This window comes from Pseudomonas bubulae (genome assembly GCF_037023725.1).
GTDB lineage: Bacteria > Pseudomonadota > Gammaproteobacteria > Pseudomonadales > Pseudomonadaceae > Aquipseudomonas > Aquipseudomonas bubulae.
Window position 1 is genome coordinate 3440245 of the sequence record NZ_CP146077.1, and the last position, 16586, is coordinate 3456830.

At 56.3% G+C, this 16586-nt stretch carries 17 protein-coding genes and 1 pseudogene; 9 read left to right on the forward strand and 9 right to left on the reverse strand.

What is annotated here, in order from left to right; all coding sequences use genetic code 11:
* Window positions 1-39: 39 nt before the first annotated feature.
* From V6L81_RS15645 to V6L81_RS15660, 4 genes are all read right to left on the reverse strand, one after another.
* Entirely contained in the window at window positions 40-498 is a 459-nt protein-coding gene (locus V6L81_RS15645) for a hypothetical protein (RefSeq protein WP_232527584.1), read from the reverse strand.
* Between the two features lie 246 nt (window positions 499-744).
* Window positions 745-1059 (reverse strand): acid-activated periplasmic chaperone HdeA, encoded by a 315-nt coding sequence (hdeA, locus tag V6L81_RS15650; RefSeq protein WP_095000165.1) that lies wholly within the window; start codon window positions 1057-1059, stop codon window positions 745-747.
* A 78-nt stretch (window positions 1060-1137) separates the two neighbouring features.
* Complete coding sequence (locus V6L81_RS15655) at window positions 1138-2178, reverse strand: zinc-dependent alcohol dehydrogenase family protein (protein ID WP_095000164.1); 1041 nt, start codon at window positions 2176-2178, stop codon at window positions 1138-1140.
* Window positions 2179-2320: 142 nt separating this feature from the next.
* Window positions 2321-2596 carry a DUF2798 domain-containing protein gene (locus V6L81_RS15660; protein ID WP_095000163.1) on the reverse strand — a complete coding sequence of 92 codons (276 nt, stop codon included), beginning with the start codon at window positions 2594-2596 and terminating at the stop codon, window positions 2321-2323.
* A gap of 126 nt (window positions 2597-2722) precedes the next feature.
* Between V6L81_RS15660 and V6L81_RS15665 the strand changes: the two genes are divergently transcribed.
* The 6 genes and pseudogenes from V6L81_RS15665 (at window position 2723) to V6L81_RS15690 (ending at window position 8292) form a co-directional block, all read left to right on the forward strand.
* A complete protein-coding gene (locus tag V6L81_RS15665) occupies window positions 2723-3694 on the forward strand; it encodes a LysR substrate-binding domain-containing protein (RefSeq protein ID WP_307988200.1) in 972 nt (323 codons plus the stop codon).
* A gap of 178 nt (window positions 3695-3872) precedes the next feature.
* A complete protein-coding gene (locus tag V6L81_RS15670; protein ID WP_165446468.1) occupies window positions 3873-4040 on the forward strand; it encodes a hypothetical protein in 168 nt (55 codons plus the stop codon).
* A gap of 470 nt (window positions 4041-4510) precedes the next feature.
* Window positions 4511-4729: pseudogene (locus tag V6L81_RS15675) on the forward strand (hypothetical protein); the annotation flags it as partial.
* Between the two features lie 20 nt (window positions 4730-4749).
* The gene (locus V6L81_RS15680) at window positions 4750-6336 is read left to right on the forward strand and encodes an ABC-F family ATPase (RefSeq protein ID WP_029611422.1); all 1587 of its coding nucleotides are present in this window, start codon (window positions 4750-4752) and stop codon (window positions 6334-6336) included.
* Window positions 6337-6567: 231 nt separating this feature from the next.
* A complete protein-coding gene (locus V6L81_RS15685) occupies window positions 6568-7755 on the forward strand; it encodes an MFS transporter (RefSeq protein ID WP_338660692.1) in 1188 nt (395 codons plus the stop codon).
* A 147-nt stretch (window positions 7756-7902) separates the two neighbouring features.
* Entirely contained in the window at window positions 7903-8292 is a 390-nt protein-coding gene (locus tag V6L81_RS15690) for a tail fiber domain-containing protein (protein WP_095000160.1), read from the forward strand.
* Window positions 8293-8294: 2 nt separating this feature from the next.
* Here V6L81_RS15690 and V6L81_RS15695 read toward each other — a convergent pair whose 3' ends face one another.
* Both V6L81_RS15695 and V6L81_RS15700 read right to left on the reverse strand, forming a co-directional pair.
* Window positions 8295-9365: a dienelactone hydrolase gene (locus V6L81_RS15695; protein ID WP_338660124.1), complete on the reverse strand. Its 1071-nt coding sequence runs from the start codon at window positions 9363-9365 to the stop codon at window positions 8295-8297.
* A 138-nt stretch (window positions 9366-9503) separates the two neighbouring features.
* Window positions 9504-10115, reverse strand: a complete 612-nt coding sequence (locus V6L81_RS15700; protein WP_095000158.1) for an FMN-dependent NADH-azoreductase — start codon at window positions 10113-10115, stop codon at window positions 9504-9506.
* Window positions 10116-10241: 126 nt separating this feature from the next.
* Here V6L81_RS15700 and V6L81_RS15705 point away from each other — a divergent pair, with 126 nt between their 5' ends.
* The gene (locus V6L81_RS15705) at window positions 10242-11150 is read left to right on the forward strand and encodes a LysR substrate-binding domain-containing protein (protein WP_095000157.1); all 909 of its coding nucleotides are present in this window, start codon (window positions 10242-10244) and stop codon (window positions 11148-11150) included.
* Between the two features lie 5 nt (window positions 11151-11155).
* The gene (locus tag V6L81_RS15710) at window positions 11156-11500 is read left to right on the forward strand and encodes an MmcQ/YjbR family DNA-binding protein (protein ID WP_095018561.1); all 345 of its coding nucleotides are present in this window, start codon (window positions 11156-11158) and stop codon (window positions 11498-11500) included.
* On the opposite strand, the gene V6L81_RS15715 is transcribed toward V6L81_RS15710, so the two are convergent.
* A complete protein-coding gene (locus tag V6L81_RS15715; protein WP_169916327.1) occupies window positions 11489-11905 on the reverse strand; it encodes a DUF1294 domain-containing protein in 417 nt (138 codons plus the stop codon). The genes V6L81_RS15710 and V6L81_RS15715 overlap by 12 nt on opposite strands.
* Entirely contained in the window at window positions 11902-12732 is an 831-nt protein-coding gene (locus V6L81_RS15720; protein WP_338660125.1) for an undecaprenyl-diphosphate phosphatase, read from the reverse strand. Before V6L81_RS15720 ends, V6L81_RS15715 begins: the two co-directional genes overlap by 4 nt.
* Window positions 12733-13015: 283 nt before the next feature.
* On the opposite strand from V6L81_RS15720, the gene V6L81_RS15725 reads away from it, so the two are divergent.
* Window positions 13016-14650 carry a methyl-accepting chemotaxis protein gene (locus V6L81_RS15725; RefSeq protein ID WP_095000154.1) on the forward strand — a complete coding sequence of 545 codons (1635 nt, stop codon included), beginning with the start codon at window positions 13016-13018 and terminating at the stop codon, window positions 14648-14650.
* Between the two features lie 62 nt (window positions 14651-14712).
* Here the strand turns inward: V6L81_RS15725 and V6L81_RS15730 are convergent, their stop codons facing one another.
* Window positions 14713-16563 (reverse strand): polyurethanase, encoded by a 1851-nt coding sequence (locus V6L81_RS15730; RefSeq protein ID WP_338660693.1) that lies wholly within the window; start codon window positions 16561-16563, stop codon window positions 14713-14715.
* Window positions 16564-16586 lie beyond the last annotated feature (23 nt).

The window sequence follows — 16586 nt, forward strand, 5'->3', positions numbered from 1 at the left end:
TGCGCGTAACAGGTTCGATTGCAAGGTGTACAAAACGTGTCAGCTATCGGTTTCAGGGCCGATCACAATCACCGTCGAGTCTCTGGCTTGCGCCAGCAATGCCTCGCGGCAAACCTGATAACAATCTTCGATATGGCCATTGCCCACCAGTTTCATCACACCAAAACTGATGGTTGCCGCCACGGCCTGCCCCACAAAAGGGACAAAGCGAACCACGGATTTGGTCGCCACTTTGGTGCCCATCTTGCGGACCAGGGACATGACCAGCGTACGGCTGATGAATTTGCCGATCACTTCACTGCCAATACCACTGACAGCCACCACGATCAGACGCTTGGAACGTGAGTCCATCTGTTCGATCTGATGTGGGGTAAGGCCGAACTTGCTGTTGATGGCCGGCAGCATTTCAACCAGCAACGCGACATCCGTACCGATATCAAGCCCCGGGATGGGGATCGCAGCCGCACCTGCCGAGACGGCCGAGCGCTTGGTGACCATGGAACGGCACTCGTCACGAATACGGTCAAGCTCAGCTAATGACTTGATTAACATAGGGTTCCCCGACAGATAGAGATAAAAAAAGCCTAGTCTACTACGCCCTTTTGACCAGTAAGGCAGGCCTGTCTTTATGTAGAGGGGTTACAGCGCAGGAAATTCACAACGGCGAGGAGGTTATTGGCCGCATACGGGCCAGGATTGCACCGCAGAGGCCTGTACTCGCGTGAAGTACAGGCCGGGTTTGGGTTAAACGTCTTTTTTGACTTTTGCCCACTCAGCCTTGAGCTTGGAGACGAAGGATTCTTTAGGGGTTTCCTTGCAGGCCGTCACCACCAAAGGAGTGATTTTGGCGATACCGTCTACATCCAGCACCGCATCTTCAACTTTGCCCTGTTTGTTGATGGCTTCGCCCAGGCCAACGGCGGTCGGCTGGAAGCTCTCATCCACGGCCAGGAAATCCGCGCACGTCCATTTTGCGACGGGTTGTTTGGTTTCAGCTTGTGCAAGTGTGGAAAGTGCCGCCAAACCCACAACGCCAACTAACAAAATGTGCTTTTTCATATGCCAATATCCCTATTATCAACGATTAAGTAACATTAGTTCTGCCGCAAACAACATAGTAGTGGATGGTGTATCTGTCTATTGTTGCGACAGAATCACCTTCATTGCCTTCTCCTTGGCTGCGTTCCCGAACACCTCGTAAGCCTGGAGGATGTCTGTGAGCGCAAAGCGGTGCGTAATCAGCTTGCCCGCATCGATTTTTCCGGACTGCACGGTTTTCAGGAGCAGAGGGGTGGTATTGGTATTGACCAGCCCGGTTGAAATGGTGACGTTCTGGATCCACAATTTTTCAAGGTGCAACTCGACACTTTTGCCATGTACGCCCACGTTGGCGATGCTGCCGCCCGGGGCTATCACTGATTGGCAGGTGTCAAACGAGGCAGGAATACCCACCGCTTCAATCGCAACATCCACCCCGACGCCATGGGTCAGCTCAAAAATACGTTCAACCGCGTTTTGCGTATTGATATCGATGATATCCGTGGCCCCAAAACGCTTGGCGACCTCAAGCCGGTTTGTATCACCATCCACCATGATCAATTGGGCCGGCGAGTAAAATTGCGCGGTCAACAGCGCTGCCATACCAACCGGCCCTGCCCCCACGATCACTACACTGTCGCCGGGCTTGACCTTGCCCGCGAGCACGCCAATTTCAAAACCGGTGGGCAAGATGTCACTGAGCATCACCAGGGCTTCTTCATCAGCCCCGGCGGGAACCGGGTACAGACTGTTATCTGCGTGGGGAATGCGTACTTTTTCGGCCTGGGTTCCGTTAATCAAGTGCCCCAGAATCCAGCCGCCATCCGCACAGTGGGAATACATCTGACGTCGACAATTGGCGCAGCTGCCACACGAGGTGATGCAGGATATCAATACATGATCGCCGGGCTTGAAATTGCGCACGGCCGAGCCGACCGCTTCAACCACCCCCACACCTTCATGCCCCAAAACCGTGCCGCGGGTCACTTCGGGAACATCGCCTTTGAGAATGTGCAGGTCGGTGCCGCAAATGGTGGTGTGCAGGATGCGCACAATGGCATCGGTCGGCTTGTCGATGACCGGATCGGGGATCTCGGCCCAGGCTTTTTCGCCGGGCCCCTGGTAGGTGAGCGCTTTCATGATGGCCTTCCTTTACCTGATCAAAAATCATCCGTGGCTGCCACTCAGGTACCCCTGTCTGGCAGCCGCCAAAATCACTGATGCAGTTAAGCAGCCTTTTTCTGCTGCGCCCTTGCCACAGGTCACAAAAAGGGTTTTCGGACTAACGGTGCGGGTGCACGGTAAATGACACCAGTTTCACTACAATGGGCCGCACCACCAAGATGCACAGGAACGCAACCGGCATTGCCAGCTGATAAGCATGCAGCGCATTGCTCAGGTAATCTTCCTCAATGCCGGAGTTGGCTGCGGTGATTACCAACGACATCAGAAAGGCCATGATCGTCGACATGTAGAAAGCAAAGACATAAGGCGTAGCCCGCGCGGAGAGCTTCATGCGCTTCGACGAAAGTACGGCGCTGGATGTTTTGGAGGTCATAAAAGGCCTTTTTTGAGCATGTAATAAAGAGATGACGCACCTTAGCAAGATCAAAAACGGTCAACTAGACGTTCTAGAGCACTTACTTTATAAAGAAAATCTTACGAATAACCTGTAGAGCCCCTCATGAATCTGCTCGCGGCGATTGCCAGCTTTATTAAAGTGGTCGAAACAGGGTCCATCGTGGGCGCGGCAAAAAATCTGGGGCTCAGTGCCGCCGCCGTCAGCCAGACCATCAACCGCCTGGAGGAGCACCTTGGCGCTCGGTTGCTGCACCGCACCACGCGCAGTATGGCGCTGACAGAAAGCGGTGCGTTGTACTACGCAAGAGTCAGACGCGTCGCTGCAGACCTTGAGTCTGCACAAATGGCCATCAGCGCTGGCGAGACAGAACTGCAAGGGCGTTTGTGCATTGCATCGACCTCCGCGTTCGGCCGCCATGTACTGGCTCCCTTGATTGCCGGTTTTGCGGCACGCCACCCGCGCCTGCGCCTTGAACTGTGCACCACTGACGGCAAAATAAACCATATCCAGGACGGCATTGACCTGAGCCTGCGGATCAAGCCGCAGCTGGAAGAAGGCATTGTTGCGCGAAAGATCGCTTCAGTACCTTTTGTGGTGTGCGCCTCCCCTGCCTATCTGGAGCGGGCCGGTATCCCGCGCAGCCCTGAAGATCTTCAGAGGCATGCCTGCCTGGCCTTTCGCTACCCGCTTGACGGGCGCTTGTTGCGCTGGGGGTTTTTCCGCGAGGGGGAGCATTACTATGTAGCGCTGAACTTCACGGCTATCAGTGACGATATCGACGCACTGACCCAAATGGCCATTTACGGTGCCGGGATTGCCCGCCTGGCAGAGTTCGTGGCTGCCCCCCATGTCGATTCAGGCCGGCTGATTGCACTGCTCAAACACAGTCACGACTCAAGCCAGTCCTGCGTCGAGCCACTGGATATTTATGCCTGCGTACAGGATCGCTCTGCCCTGACGGCCAAGGTCAAAGCGTTCATGGATTATTTGACGGAGAACCTGGACAAGAGATGGCTTAGTGCCACCATCCCAATAACAACCGCCAACTTGCACTCACTTTCAGCTGCGCACTAAAAAAGTGCAAAACTCGTTTAGATGACCATCTAAATTTAATACATTCGAAACAATTTAGTGCAGCTAAAACTTGAGCATGGCGACATTCCTTGCCAGAAAAACACCCTCATACGGAGTAGTCCATTTATCCAAAAGTGCTGATACACTCAAAATATAAAATCTTTCAAGGATGAATAAGATGAGTGCTGTAACTAAGCGCGGCTGGAAATGGGCTTATCGCAAGATGCGCGACCTGCACTGCACGCGGCCTTCGGCTTTCTACCGAGCGACCTTGTACGTACTGCGCGGCGATACGGGGACCTTTATGTGTGAACTCACCCGTAAAAAAATCCGCATCAGCCGCTGATGCTGCCCACTTTATAAACTTGCAGCATTGCTTACTAACACTGCAATTCAGGGCGTGGCTTTTAAATTGTTCATCCCTACAAATCAAAGGCATTCATTGTCTCTTTGAATGATTGACCTCTGCACGAACTTCGCCCGACTACCGGGGCTTGCAGTTCCAAGGTGTGCACAAAGCACCCTATGAGTGACGCTGCCCACCATGATTGAATATGGGCCTTTCGCAAGATGCGCCGCTCATTCACATCGGCTTTCTACAGGGCAACCCTGTAGGCCATACGCGGAAATACCGGCAGATTTGCCTGCAAAAAAACCCTATGCAAATTCGTATTTGCCGCTGACGGCTTCTCATAGCCTCCATTAAAAGCAGGCTTCTCACGGGTCAGGCGAAATCCTTGGGCCGCTTGCGCTTCAAAGAGAGGTACCTGTCATACCAAACCAGGGTTTTGTGCAGTCAGCCAGCAAACACACTGAATCAGATGCCCGGTGCCATACAACTGTAGCCATACCTATGAGACAATACGCTCAATGTCCGGTTTGAATCCCGCCTTCATTTCCCAGCAGCTTGGCCATAGCGTCCAAATGTTGCTGTCAACGTATGCGCATTGGTTCGACTCAAGCTCAGATTGGAGCGAGCTGGAAAAGCTCCAAATTGGTCCCATATGGGTACCGGCTGAAACCAGCGAACTCTAAGCTATTGATAGGTAAAGTAATTGATCTCCACAGCAAATATCACGATGCAGTTCGGCGCAAAGCCGCTATTCGAGAACGTTTCAGTAAAATTTGGCGCCGGTAACCGCTACGGCCTGATCGGTGCCAACGGTTGCGGCAAGTCCACCTTCATGAAGATCCTCGGTGATGACCTTGAGCCGTCCGGCGGCCAGGTCATGCTGGAGCCGAACGTGCGTCTGGGTAAATTGCGCCAGGACCAGTTCGCCTACGAAGAATTCACCGTGATCGATACCGTGATCATGGGTCACGAAGAGCTGTGGAAGGTCAAGGCCGAGCGCGATCGCATTTATTCGCTGCCGGAAATGACTGAAGAAGACGGCATGGCCGTAGCCGAACTCGAAACCGAGTTCGCTGAAATGGACGGTTACACCGCCGAATCCCGTGCCGGCGAGCTGTTGCTGGGTCTGGGTATCGGTATCGAGCAGCATTTCGGCCCGATGAGCGAAGTGTCGCCAGGCTGGAAACTGCGCGTATTGCTGGCTCAGGCGCTGTTCTCCGATCCTGAAGTACTGCTGCTCGACGAACCCACCAACCACCTGGATATCAACACCATCCGCTGGCTGGAAAACATTCTGACCCAGCGCAACAGCCTGATGATCATCATCTCCCACGACCGTCACTTCCTGAACAGCGTGTGCACTCACATGGCTGACCTGGACTACGGCGAGTTGCGTCTGTTCCCGGGCAACTATGACGAGTACATGACCGTCGCGACCCAGTCGCGCGAGCAACTGCTGTCGGAAAACGCCAAGAAGAAAGCGCAGATCAACGAACTGCAAGCGTTCGTCAGCCGCTTCTCGGCCAACGCCTCGAAATCCAAGCAGGCCAGCTCCCGCGCCAAGGCAATCGACAAGATCACCCTGGCCGAGGTCAAGCCTTCGAGCCGTGTCAGCCCGTTCATTCGCTTCGAGCAGAACAAGAAGCTGCACCGTCAGGCTGTGATTGTCGAGCAAATGGCCAAAGGCTTTGATGGCAAGACTCTGTTCAAGGACTTCAGCTTCACCGTTGAAGCCGGCGAGCGCGTTGCGATCATTGGCCCGAACGGTATTGGCAAAACCACCCTGCTGCGCACCCTGGTCAACGAACTGACCCCGGATGCCGGTACGGTGAAGTGGACTGAAGCCGCCGAACTGGGCTACTACGCCCAGGATCACGCTCACGATTTCGAAGACGACATGACCCTGTTCGACTGGATGGGCCAATGGACCCAGGGCGAACAAATGGTGCGCGGTACTTTGGGCCGCATGCTGTTTTCCAACGATGACATCCTCAAGTCGGTCAAGGTTATTTCCGGTGGTGAGCAAGGTCGCATGCTGTTCGGCAAGTTGATCCTGCAAAAGGCCAACGTGCTGGTCATGGACGAACCGACCAACCACTTGGACATGGAATCCATCGAGGCGCTGAACCTGGCACTCGAGAACTACCCGGGCACCCTGGTATTCGTCAGCCATGACCGTGAGTTCGTATCCTCCCTGGCCACTCGTATTATCGAGCTGAGCCCAAGCGGCGTGATCGACTTCAGCGGCACCTACGATGACTACCTGCGCAGCCAGGGCGTTACGTTCTGATTCAGGCACTGCCTGATCAGCTATAACGAAAACCCCGTCCTGGTGATGGGGTTTTTCGTTTCTGGCCTTTAGCCACTCGCGTGAGGCCTGATACAGCGCAGCGCCTTTATCGCGAGCAAGCCCGCTCCCACAGGCTGTGTGCGTGGGCCAATATTACCGTTAGCCTGCTTTCTTTTATCCCGGGGCCGCGCCATCATGTCGGTTACCGATCGCCAGCCGGACTCCCCGCTAATGCCCGCGCAACACCCTTCCCCTGCAAGCTCCCTGTCGATCACCCTGCAGATCCTGTCGATCGTGTTCTACACCTTTATTGCCTTTATCTGTATTGGCTTGCCGATAGCCGTTTTGCCGAGCTATGTGCATGACCAACTGGGCTTCAGTGCGATCGTCGCAGGGCTGGCCATTGCGTCGCAGTATCTGGCCACCCTGCTGAGCCGCCCCTCAGCCGGGCGACTGGTCGACAGCATCGGCACCAAGCCCGCCATCGTGTATGGCTTGACCGGCATCGCCATCAGCGGCGTGCTCACGTCCCTGGCCGTAGCGCTGCAAGACTGGCCACTGCTGAGCCTGGGCGTTTTGATTGTCGGCCGGGTATTTCTCGGCATTGCCCAGGGCCTGATCGGTGTCGGCACCATCACCTGGGGCATTGCCCAGGTGGGATCTCAACATACCGCCAGGGCTATCGGCTGGAATGGCATTGCGTCCTATGGCGCGATCGCCATTGGCGCGCCTCTGGGCGTGGTGATGGTCGACCGGCTGGGCTTTGCCATGCTGGGTGTAACCCTGTTGCTGCTGGCGCTGGCAGCCTTGGGGCTGATTCGCAAAAAACCGGCAATCCCGGCGGTCGCTGGCGTGCGCCTGCCCTTTTGGTCAGTGTTTGGTCTGATTGCTCCCTATGGCATCACCCTGACCCTGGCCTCTATTGGCTATGGCACGCTGACCACCTTTATCACCCTGTTTTATATTGACCAGGGCTGGGACGGGGCTGCGTATTGCCTGTCAGTATTTGGTGTGTGTTTTATCCTGGGCCGCCTGATCTTTACCAACAGCATCAGCCGCTTTGGTGGCTACAACGTGGCGATTGCCTGCATGAGCATCGAAACGCTGGGGCTGGTCATGCTGTGGCTGGCACCCAGCACCGCATTTGCCCTGGCAGGGGCAGGGTTGACCGGCTTTGGCTTGTCCCTGGTGTACCCGGCCCTGGGTGTCGAAGCGGTCAAGCAAGTGCCTGTTTCCAGCCGCGGCGCCGGGCTAAGTGCCTATGCCGTGTTTTTTGACCTGGCTCTGGCCATCGCGGGGCCGATCATGGGGGTTATAGCGCTGAACATGGGGTACCCGTGGATATTCTTCAGTGCAGCGGTGATGTGCATTCTGGGATTACTGTTGAGCGTTTGGTTGTCAAACCGAAAAACGCGTTAAAACTTCTTCTGACATGGCGAACTGATTACGCTCAGTAATAATCGGAAAAAGTTAAATCGTTTAGCCATCATTGTGCGAAGAGCACTTAGGGATATTATTTTCTGCGCTGTAATACCAATTATTTTGGATAACACTGCAGAGTATCATATGAAAAAGTATCTAACGATAATGGCAGTACCTTTTTTGTTCATGGGCCTGCAAGCAACAGCCCACGCGGAGTCCAAAGATTTTTATGACTTCCCGCCGGGATGGCCGTGCTGCCCGTTCAGTGATGCGAACCTTAAAACCAATATTCAGCCAATGAAAAATGCCACTGACACGTTACTGCAAATTCAGGGCGTAACTTTCGACTGGAAGGACGGTGGCCGTAAAGATATCGGCGTTCTTGCCCAAAACGTACAAAAAGTTTATCCGCAGTTGGTGCGCGAGGATAACAATCAGTTACGCGTCGACTACGAGAAACTTGTCGCCCCCCTGATCGAATCAGTGCGCGAAATGGATGCGCGTATCAAACAACTTGAAGCCGCGCAAAAATAGAACTAACAGTGGCGAGCGCCCAACCGGCCAACAGGGCAAGTCTGGTGGTCGGTTGAAGCGGTTCTGCCCTGTGCTGCAGGTTCCAGGACCTTGCTGAAAAACCTCCCCGCCTCATAAATCAGGTCACGATGGATGTCTTCTCGATCAACCCCTTGAGCATCCGTGCATAAACCGGGCATAACCGCCATTTGCTCGTCGCTGCAGGGCGCCATGAAGACGAAGTGCCCGGCACCGGGGATCATCTTGAACTCAGGTTCCACGGGCAGCTTGCGCGCCAGGGCATCGGCATTCTTATCGGGAAACACCAACTGATCGTTGTCACCGCTGTACAGCAGCACAGGCACATTCACATCAGCCAGGGTTTGCCGGCCGAACATCAGGCTCAAAGGCGCCATCAGCAACAGGGCTTTTACGCGAGGGTTCGAGACAGCTACCAAGTCATCACGATCGGCGATCAACTCGCCCTTGGTAGTACAGGCATCACGGTCTTCAGGGCGTTCCTGGCAATAGCGGCGCAGTCGATCCAGGTCAGGCTGGGCGCCGGCCAGGATCAACGCCGTTTCGCCCCCTGCCGAGTAACCGATGACCCCTGCTTGATCGTCTTGCACATAGGGTGACAAATCGTGATCGGCCAGAGTCGCGCTGAGTGCAGCAGATATTTGCATCGGCCGCCCATAAAGGTTACTCAGTGTGCCCAGACGGCTGTGATCCTTGTAATTGTCGCCAGGGTGCAGCACGGCGACTACTACAAACCCCTTGCGCGCCAATGAGGTGGCCAGGTCATGCAACGCCAGTGGCGTGCCGGTGTTTCCATGGGATAGCATCAGCAGCGGATAACGGCCCATGGCGATTTTCGCGCCTTCGGTGGCTTGCACTTCGTAGCTGCCCATCTTGCTGACGCCTTCGGGATCCGTGGAAGGATAAAAGGCAATGGCGCGCATGGGCTGATCGTCCAGCGGATCGAGAAAGCTCAGGCGATGAAAACCCGCGCTCCAGTGGTATCCGGGCTCAGCTTGCACCATGACAGGGCAACCTGCGATCAACAACACCAGTACCGCACACAGACGCATCATGGAGGCTCACCTTCAACGGTGCATTGCTCGACAGCATCACACTCTGCACAACCCGGGCCAGACGCAAAAAACTCCGTACCCCGATCCTTTTACAAAGACCAGAATACAGAGTTTAGACAGTGCTGCGCCTGAGATTGCTTACGCTGCGCTGAACAGATCCTGCTTGATATGCGCATGTGCATCGCTCATGGCTTTGCTGCGTACCTCGTCGCCATAGGCCAGGCCGTGGGCGCGGACAAATTCGACGTCGGTAATGCCCATGAAGCCCAGCATCACTTTCAAGTAATCTTCGTGAGCTACGCCGGTTTCCTGACCCGCATGCAGGCCACCGGAGGTCGATACCACTACTACTTTCTTGTTGCCGCACAGCCCTACAGGGCCGGCTTCGGTATAACGAAAGGTCTGGCCAGCAACTGCGATGCGGTCAATCCAGGCCTTGAGCTGGGTTGGAATGGTGAAATTGTACATCGGCGCTGCAATCACCACCGCGTCAGCCGCGAGAAACTGGGCCAGGGTGTCAGCACTCAACTGGGCTTCGTGTTTTTGTGCCGCATCACGCAGCTCGGCCGGAGTACCGGCAGCCACCAGGGTAGCGGCCGAGAAATGCTCAATGGCTTCAGCGGCCAGGTCGCGGTAGCTGACCTCTACTTGTGGATCAGCAGCCTGCCATGCCTTGACCACTTCGCTGCTCAACTGACGGGATGCCGAGTTGTCGCCCAGAATGCTCGAATCGATATGCAACAGTTTCATGGTGATCTCCAGATGATGACCGCCTCTGGGCGATCTCGATGGAGGGGATACTACCAATGAAAGCAATCGACGATAAGTTGGCCATTATGCGATAGTTCGTCCCACCTGCAGGACAGTGAGCACGCCATGCAAGACCTTAACGACCTTTACTATTTCGCCAAGGTGGTCGAATCCGGTGGCTTCGCTGCTGCCGGACGATTGCTGGGCATCCCCAAGTCACGTCTGTCGCGGCGCGTGGCCGAACTTGAAGAGCGTCTGGGCGCCCGCTTGCTGCAGCGCACCACACGTCAGCTCAAGCTGACCGCTGTGGGCGAGCGTTATCTGCGCCATTGCCAGGCCATGTTGCTGGAAGCCGAAATGGCCGACGAAGCCGTTGCCAGCATGTCCAGCGAGCCACGCGGCCCCTTGCGTGTGTCGTGCCCCGTGGGGCTGGCCCATGAATTTATGCCCGGGGTGATCAGTTCCTTTCTGCAGGCCTATCCCCTGGTGCAGCTGGAGGTCAACCTGCTCAACCGTCGCGTCGATCTGGTCACCGACGGCATCGATGTGGCCTTACGGGTGCGCGAAGAAGGCGATGAAGACCCGTCGCTGGTCACGCGGCGCCTGCGTCAGGCCCGCACCGTGATGGTAGCCACCCCCGAGTTTGCCCGTAATTGGCCGGTTGATAGCCCTGAAGACCTGAAAAAAATCCCGCTGCTGGGAGCGCTCGAGGCCGATCGCATGGTTCACTTGCGCATGCTCGACGAGCACGGCAAGGGCTGCAACCTGGTGCTTGAAGCACGCCTGGGGGTTGACGATTTTATCGTGCGCAAAGCTTGCACCTTGGCCGGCCTGGGTTTCACCGTGTTGCCCATGATGTATTGCGAGCAGGAGCTGCAAGACGGCCAGCTTGTTCAACTATTGCCCAAATGGACCCTGCCCGGTGGCTGGCTGCACGCAGTGTATCCCCACAGACGCGGGGTGATACCAGCCGTGCGGGCCTGGATCGACCACCTGGTTGAGTCATTCGAAAGCTGTGGAGACAAACTGCTATGACCGCAATGACCAAACAGGATGTAGCCGAATTCTGCCGAAACCTGCCGGGCGCTCAGGAAGCAGTGAAATGGGGTGGGGTCGAGGTTTTTTTTATCGACGACAGCAAGATGTTTGCCCTGTTCAACCTCAACAGCAACGGGCTTTCGTTCAAGGTCGAGAAAGAACTGTTTCTGGGCTACATCGATCGGCCGGGTATACGCCCGTCGCCTTATCTGGCGCGAGCGTACTGGATCAATATGCAAGCACCTTATCCGATGGGCGCTGAAGAGCTGCAGGACCTGTTGCGCCGTTCCCACCAACTGGTGGTGGGAAAACTGGCGAAAAAACGTCAGATCGGTTTACTGCTGTAACCGCAACAGCGGGAGAAACGACCTGTTCAGGAACAGGACGTCGATCCATACCACCTGATGCACAGCCACAATCAACCAGAACAACAGCTGATAAGACAATTTGCGGGTTTTGTGGCGAAACATTTGTTGCGCCACCAGTGCCCCTGGCCAACCGCCCAGCAGCTCAACCCCGTGCAAGACTTTCTCCGGCGTGCGCCACTGACCAGCCGCGGCCTGTTGCTTGTCGTAGCGGTACAGGCCGAACGCCAGCAGGCTGGCCACTGCATAGGCCAGCAGCGGCAGCGGGCTGCCCCCGGTGAGCAACACGCTCACCGAGCCACCCATCGGCAAGGCGCACAGCACTAGCAATACCAGCAACTTGAGCTTCAAGCCACGCACCGGTGCGCCGTTATGCCCATTCCTCACGCTGCAGCTGCCGTCCAGTCAATCCAGCCGAACTGCCAGGTGGCCAGGATCAACAGGCCAAAACCAATACGATACCAGGCAAAAGCGGCATAGCTGTGATTGGAAATAAACTTCAGCAAGGCGCGTACTGCGATCATGGCGAAGATAAACGAGGTGACAAAACCTATCGCGAAGACCGGCAGGTCGTCAGGCTGGAACAGATGACGGTACTTGTAGCCGGAGTAAACCGCAGCACCGACCATGGTCGGCATGGCCAGGAAGAATGAGAACTCGGTGGCCGCCTTGCGCGACAGACCAAACAGCAGGCCGCCGATAATGGTCGAACCCGAGCGCGAAGTGCCGGGAATCATCGCCAGACACTGGGCAAAGCCGATTTTCACCGCGTCTTTCCAGGTCATGTCGTCCACGGTTTCAGCGCGAATCACATGCTGGCGGCGCTCGGCCCACAGCATGATCACACCGCCAATCACCAGGGCCGTGGCCACGGTAATCGGGTTGAACAGGTACTCGTGGATCACATCGGCAAAAATCACCCCCAGCACCACCGCCGGCATCACCGCGATAATCAGGTTGATGGTGAAACGACGTGCCTCGGGCTTGGTGGGCAAACCAACGACAACATCGATGATCTTGCGGCGAAACTCCCAGACCACAGCCAAAATCGCACCCAGCTGGATGATGATGTTGAATGCCATCGCCCGCTCGCCGCCAAAGTTGAGCAAGTCGGCCACAATAATCTGGTGGCCCGTACTCGAGATCGGCAAAAACTCCGTCAAGCCTTCAACGACGCCCAAAATCAACGCCTGAGCGGCAGTCCAAAGATCCATTATTCCCCCATAAAGCCCTGCCTCATGCAGAGCTGATTAGTCTTGATTAAGGTGTTGCAGCCACGGCTCCGGAGCAGGACAAAAGTGCGACATGCGCCCCGACGCGCTGTGAAAAAACTGTCAGAAATCAATAAAGATGAAGCTTTGCCAATTTCGGCCGAGATCCTATCAGACACGTTCCACTTTCGCTGCTATGACATGAGCTCGGTCTCGTCTGACAGGCAAGTCTGAAAAAAGTTGTTCTGTGAATCACCACAAGAAGAAAAACCAGGAGTGAGCCTTTATGAATACCCTGCGCGGGTTATCCATCAGCCGACGTTTATGGCTGATCTTGATTGTGGCCATGGCCATGCTGCTGGCGTTGGGATTGCTGATGCTAAAACAGATACATGACGATTTGTATGAAGGTAAAGCCCAGAAAACCCGGCACGTGGTACAAGCGGCCAGCGGGGTACTCAACTATTACCAGGGCCTGGAAGCTGCCGGCAGCTTGAGCCGTGAAGCCGCGCAACAGCAGGCGCTGACCGTGATCAGCCAGCTGCGCTATGACCACGATGACTATTTCTGGATCAATGACCTGCGCCCTTATATGGTCATGCACCCCACCAACCCCAAACTCGATGGCAAAGACCTGTCGGCCATCAAGGACCCGGACGGCTTTGCGATTTTCAACGAGATGGCCAGCCTGGCCAAAAGCAAAGGTTCGGGCATGGTGGACTACCGCTGGCCAAAACCGGGCGCCGAAGCGCCTGTGCAAAAAACCTCTTATGTACAACTGTTCGAGCCGTGGGGCTGGGTAATAGGCTCGGGCGTGTATATCGACGACATGCAGGCCGAGTTCCGCGCTCAAGCCTGGAAAGCCAGTTGGGCTGGCCTTGGCATCGCGTTGATCATGGCGCTGCTGGTGACCCTGATTGCTCGCAGCATCGTGCGACCGCTGCAAGAGGCCGTGCAGGCCATGGCCAATATCGCCAGTGGTGAAAGCGACCTGACCCGAAGCCTGGATACCCACGGCCGTGATGAGGTCACTTTACTGGCCCATCATTTCAATGCCTTTACCGCCAAGCTGCGCAATGTGATCAGCCATTTACAGGCCACTGCCACGGCACTCGACCAGTCCTCCACGGAACTGGGCAGTGACGCCAGCGCCGCGCAACAGCGCAGCCAGCAGCAAGCCCTGCAAATGGATCAGGTGGCCACGGCGATCAACGAAGTCACCTATGCCGTGCAAGATGTGGCGAAAAACGCCGAGCACGCAGCCAGCGAAATGCGCGGTGCGCAGTCACAAGCCGAGCTTGGACAGCAGAATATCGATACCAGCCTGGAACAGATCGGCCAGCTGTCCGCCACCATCCATCAGGCCGTCGAGGTGATCCGCACCCTGGCCACGCAAAGCAGCGAAATTGGCAGCGTGCTTGAAGTGATCCGCTCGATTGCCGAGCAAACCAACCTGCTGGCCCTCAACGCTGCGATCGAAGCAGCCCGCGCCGGTGAGCAGGGTCGGGGTTTTGCGGTGGTGGCGGACGAGGTTCGACTACTGGCCCAGCGCACGCAAAAATCCACGGCCGAAATCCAGACCATGATCGAAGGCCTGCAAAAACACTCGGAAGCCGCCGTCAACGTGATCGGCAGCAGCAGTCGCGCCTCCCAGCTGACCATCGAACAGGCCACCCAGGCCGGGCAGAGCCTGACCAGCATCGGCCAGGCCCTGAGCAACCTCAACGACCTCAATGCCTCGATAGCCAGCGCTACCCTGCAACAGGCCCATGTCGTGGAAGACATCAACCTGAATGTGACCCAGGCCGCCGAACTGTCCCAAGGCACCGCCCTGGCGGCAGAGCAATCAAGCGCTGCCAGTGCCCACCTCAAGGAGCTCAGCGTGCAGCTCAATGGGCTGTTACGTCAGTTTAAGGTTTAGAGGTATCTGCAAGCGGCAAGTGACAAGCAGCACGCTTGAAGCTTGCCCCTTGCAACTCGCCGTCAGGCGATGACAATGTCCGTGCTCGCCAGGGAGGCCAGCCCTACACCCACCAGGGTCACCGAGTCGCTGCCAAAGCTGAGCACGGTGTCATGCCCCGTCGCGCTGGCATGGGCCCGGTAGTCCGCGTTGTAGCCACCATCCACCCCCAGGAATACCAACTTGTCACTGGGCTGGTAGCCCAGCAGTGTGTCGTTGCCAAAATGACCGCTGAACACAAAGGTGTTATTACCGCCTGCCGACTCCAGCAGGTCATTGCCTGCGCCGCCAACAAACACCGTATTGCCGTGCAAACCGATCAAGTGATCGTTGCCGCCCTGCCCCAGCAGCCAGTCACCCTGCTCAACGGCCGTGAGGGTACTGTCCGCAGCCCCTGCCTTGACCGAGTGAGTGTAATCAGTGCGGTCTTTGCCGGCCCACAGCCCCTGATCATCAACTCGATGGCTGACTTCGCGGTGGGTCAGGCCCAGCCAGGCGGGCTCTTCGGTTATCAGGAAACTGATATCACGGGCAATAGTGATCCCGCCGTGGCTATCGCGCACATACAAGGCGCCCTGCCCGTCATTGACCACATCCACGCGGCTCAACGATTGTTGCAAGTCCAGCGTATTGACGCCTTTGCCACCCAGAATGATGTTGTAGCCGCCACTGTCACGGAAGGTGTCATTGCCGTCGCGACCTTCCAGGAAGTCATTGCCGCGCCCCCCCTGAATCAAGTCATTACCGTCGCTGCCTATGATAAAGGTGCTGCCCTTGTGCGGTTCGGCGTTGCGATTGAGGTCCTGGACCCAGGTGTTTTCCCGTGCCGGACTGGACAAGTTGGCGACCACAATGGTCGAGTCCTTTTCGGTCAGGTCATAAAACGCCGAGTCGAGAATCCGCGTCATGCCGCTTTCATAGCCACTGGGCAAGTGGGTGATCCAGGTCGAAATATTAGCAATCGAAAAGGGCATCAGATTCCACGCGGTGGACGCGTAGTGATCATTGAAACTGACAATATTGTTGGTGGCGGATGGCTGATGCGCGTCATGCACGCCCAGCGACGACAGATTGAAATCCGAACCATTGAGGGCACGGAACACCGGGTCGTTCTCGTAGCCGATATTGAGCACGTTGTCGGTGCTTTCGCTCTGGGTGGGTGAAGCAAAGGCTATGTACTTTGAGTCGCGATAAAACCCCGCCCAATGATCGCCACTCAGGTCTGCCAGGCTGTTGACGGCCAGGCCGCCAAGGCTGTGGCCACTGACCAGTACGTCGCTGCCGCTCAACCCTTGCGCGCTGGCAAAGGTCGCCACTTTGCCCAGGAGCATGTCAAACGCGTTGGCGCTGTAGTTTTTAGCGTAATCGGCAGGCCCGATCGCTGCCAGCAAATCGCTGATGGCATCGCCGATGGAATCGCTAATCAGCGACTCACGCGGTCCGCTGGTGCCGCGAAAACCGATACCGATGGAAGTCAGTTGGCCATCGGCTGCGTACTTGCCGAGGATCTCCACCTGGGCAGTGCCGTAGCCGGCTTTTTCACCAAAAAAAGTCCCGCGCTGATCGACTTTGCCTGTGTAGCCCAACTGTTCTGCACTGATAGGGGTCCACCCGGCTTTTTCGACCGCCTCGCGGGCAAGCTTTTCCGAATCGGGGTTCCAGGGAATCCCCGGCACTACCCCTTGGGCATCGGTACCGCCGAGCAAGGCCTTGACCAGTGTGGCAGGCAGCCCGGTGCCAAGACCATGTTGCTGGTAACCCACGGCAAAGCCGTTGTCCAGGTTGTGATAGCTGTACAGCATGATTGCCATCGCATCCTTGAACTGTGTTGCCGATACGCTGGAACCCACATCCTTGTAGTCAAACACTGCCATGGTTTTTCTCTCTTCGTTGATCA

Coding starts and splice junctions, on each gene's coding strand:
- V6L81_RS15645 (WP_232527584.1), bottom strand. CDS start 498: ATGGTCACCAAGCGCTCGGCCGTCTCGGCAGGTGCGGCTGCGATCCCC.
- hdeA (WP_095000165.1), bottom strand. CDS start 1,059: ATGAAAAAGCACATTTTGTTAGTTGGCGTTGTGGGTTTGGCGGCACTT.
- V6L81_RS15655 (WP_095000164.1), bottom strand. CDS start 2,178: ATGAAAGCGCTCACCTACCAGGGGCCCGGCGAAAAAGCCTGGGCCGAG.
- V6L81_RS15660 (WP_095000163.1), bottom strand. CDS start 2,596: ATGACCTCCAAAACATCCAGCGCCGTACTTTCGTCGAAGCGCATGAAG.
- V6L81_RS15665 (WP_307988200.1), top strand. CDS start 2,723: ATGAATCTGCTCGCGGCGATTGCCAGCTTTATTAAAGTGGTCGAAACA.
- V6L81_RS15670 (WP_165446468.1), top strand. CDS start 3,873: ATGAGTGCTGTAACTAAGCGCGGCTGGAAATGGGCTTATCGCAAGATG.
- V6L81_RS15685 (WP_338660692.1), top strand. CDS start 6,568: ATGCCCGCGCAACACCCTTCCCCTGCAAGCTCCCTGTCGATCACCCTG.
- V6L81_RS15690 (WP_095000160.1), top strand. CDS start 7,903: ATGAAAAAGTATCTAACGATAATGGCAGTACCTTTTTTGTTCATGGGC.
- V6L81_RS15695 (WP_338660124.1), bottom strand. CDS start 9,365: ATGATGCGTCTGTGTGCGGTACTGGTGTTGTTGATCGCAGGTTGCCCT.
- V6L81_RS15700 (WP_095000158.1), bottom strand. CDS start 10,115: ATGAAACTGTTGCATATCGATTCGAGCATTCTGGGCGACAACTCGGCA.
- V6L81_RS15705 (WP_095000157.1), top strand. CDS start 10,242: ATGCAAGACCTTAACGACCTTTACTATTTCGCCAAGGTGGTCGAATCC.
- V6L81_RS15710 (WP_095018561.1), top strand. CDS start 11,156: ATGACCAAACAGGATGTAGCCGAATTCTGCCGAAACCTGCCGGGCGCT.
- V6L81_RS15720 (WP_338660125.1), bottom strand. CDS start 12,732: ATGGATCTTTGGACTGCCGCTCAGGCGTTGATTTTGGGCGTCGTTGAA.
- V6L81_RS15725 (WP_095000154.1), top strand. CDS start 13,016: ATGAATACCCTGCGCGGGTTATCCATCAGCCGACGTTTATGGCTGATC.
- V6L81_RS15730 (WP_338660693.1), bottom strand. CDS start 16,563: ATGGCAGTGTTTGACTACAAGGATGTGGGTTCCAGCGTATCGGCAACA.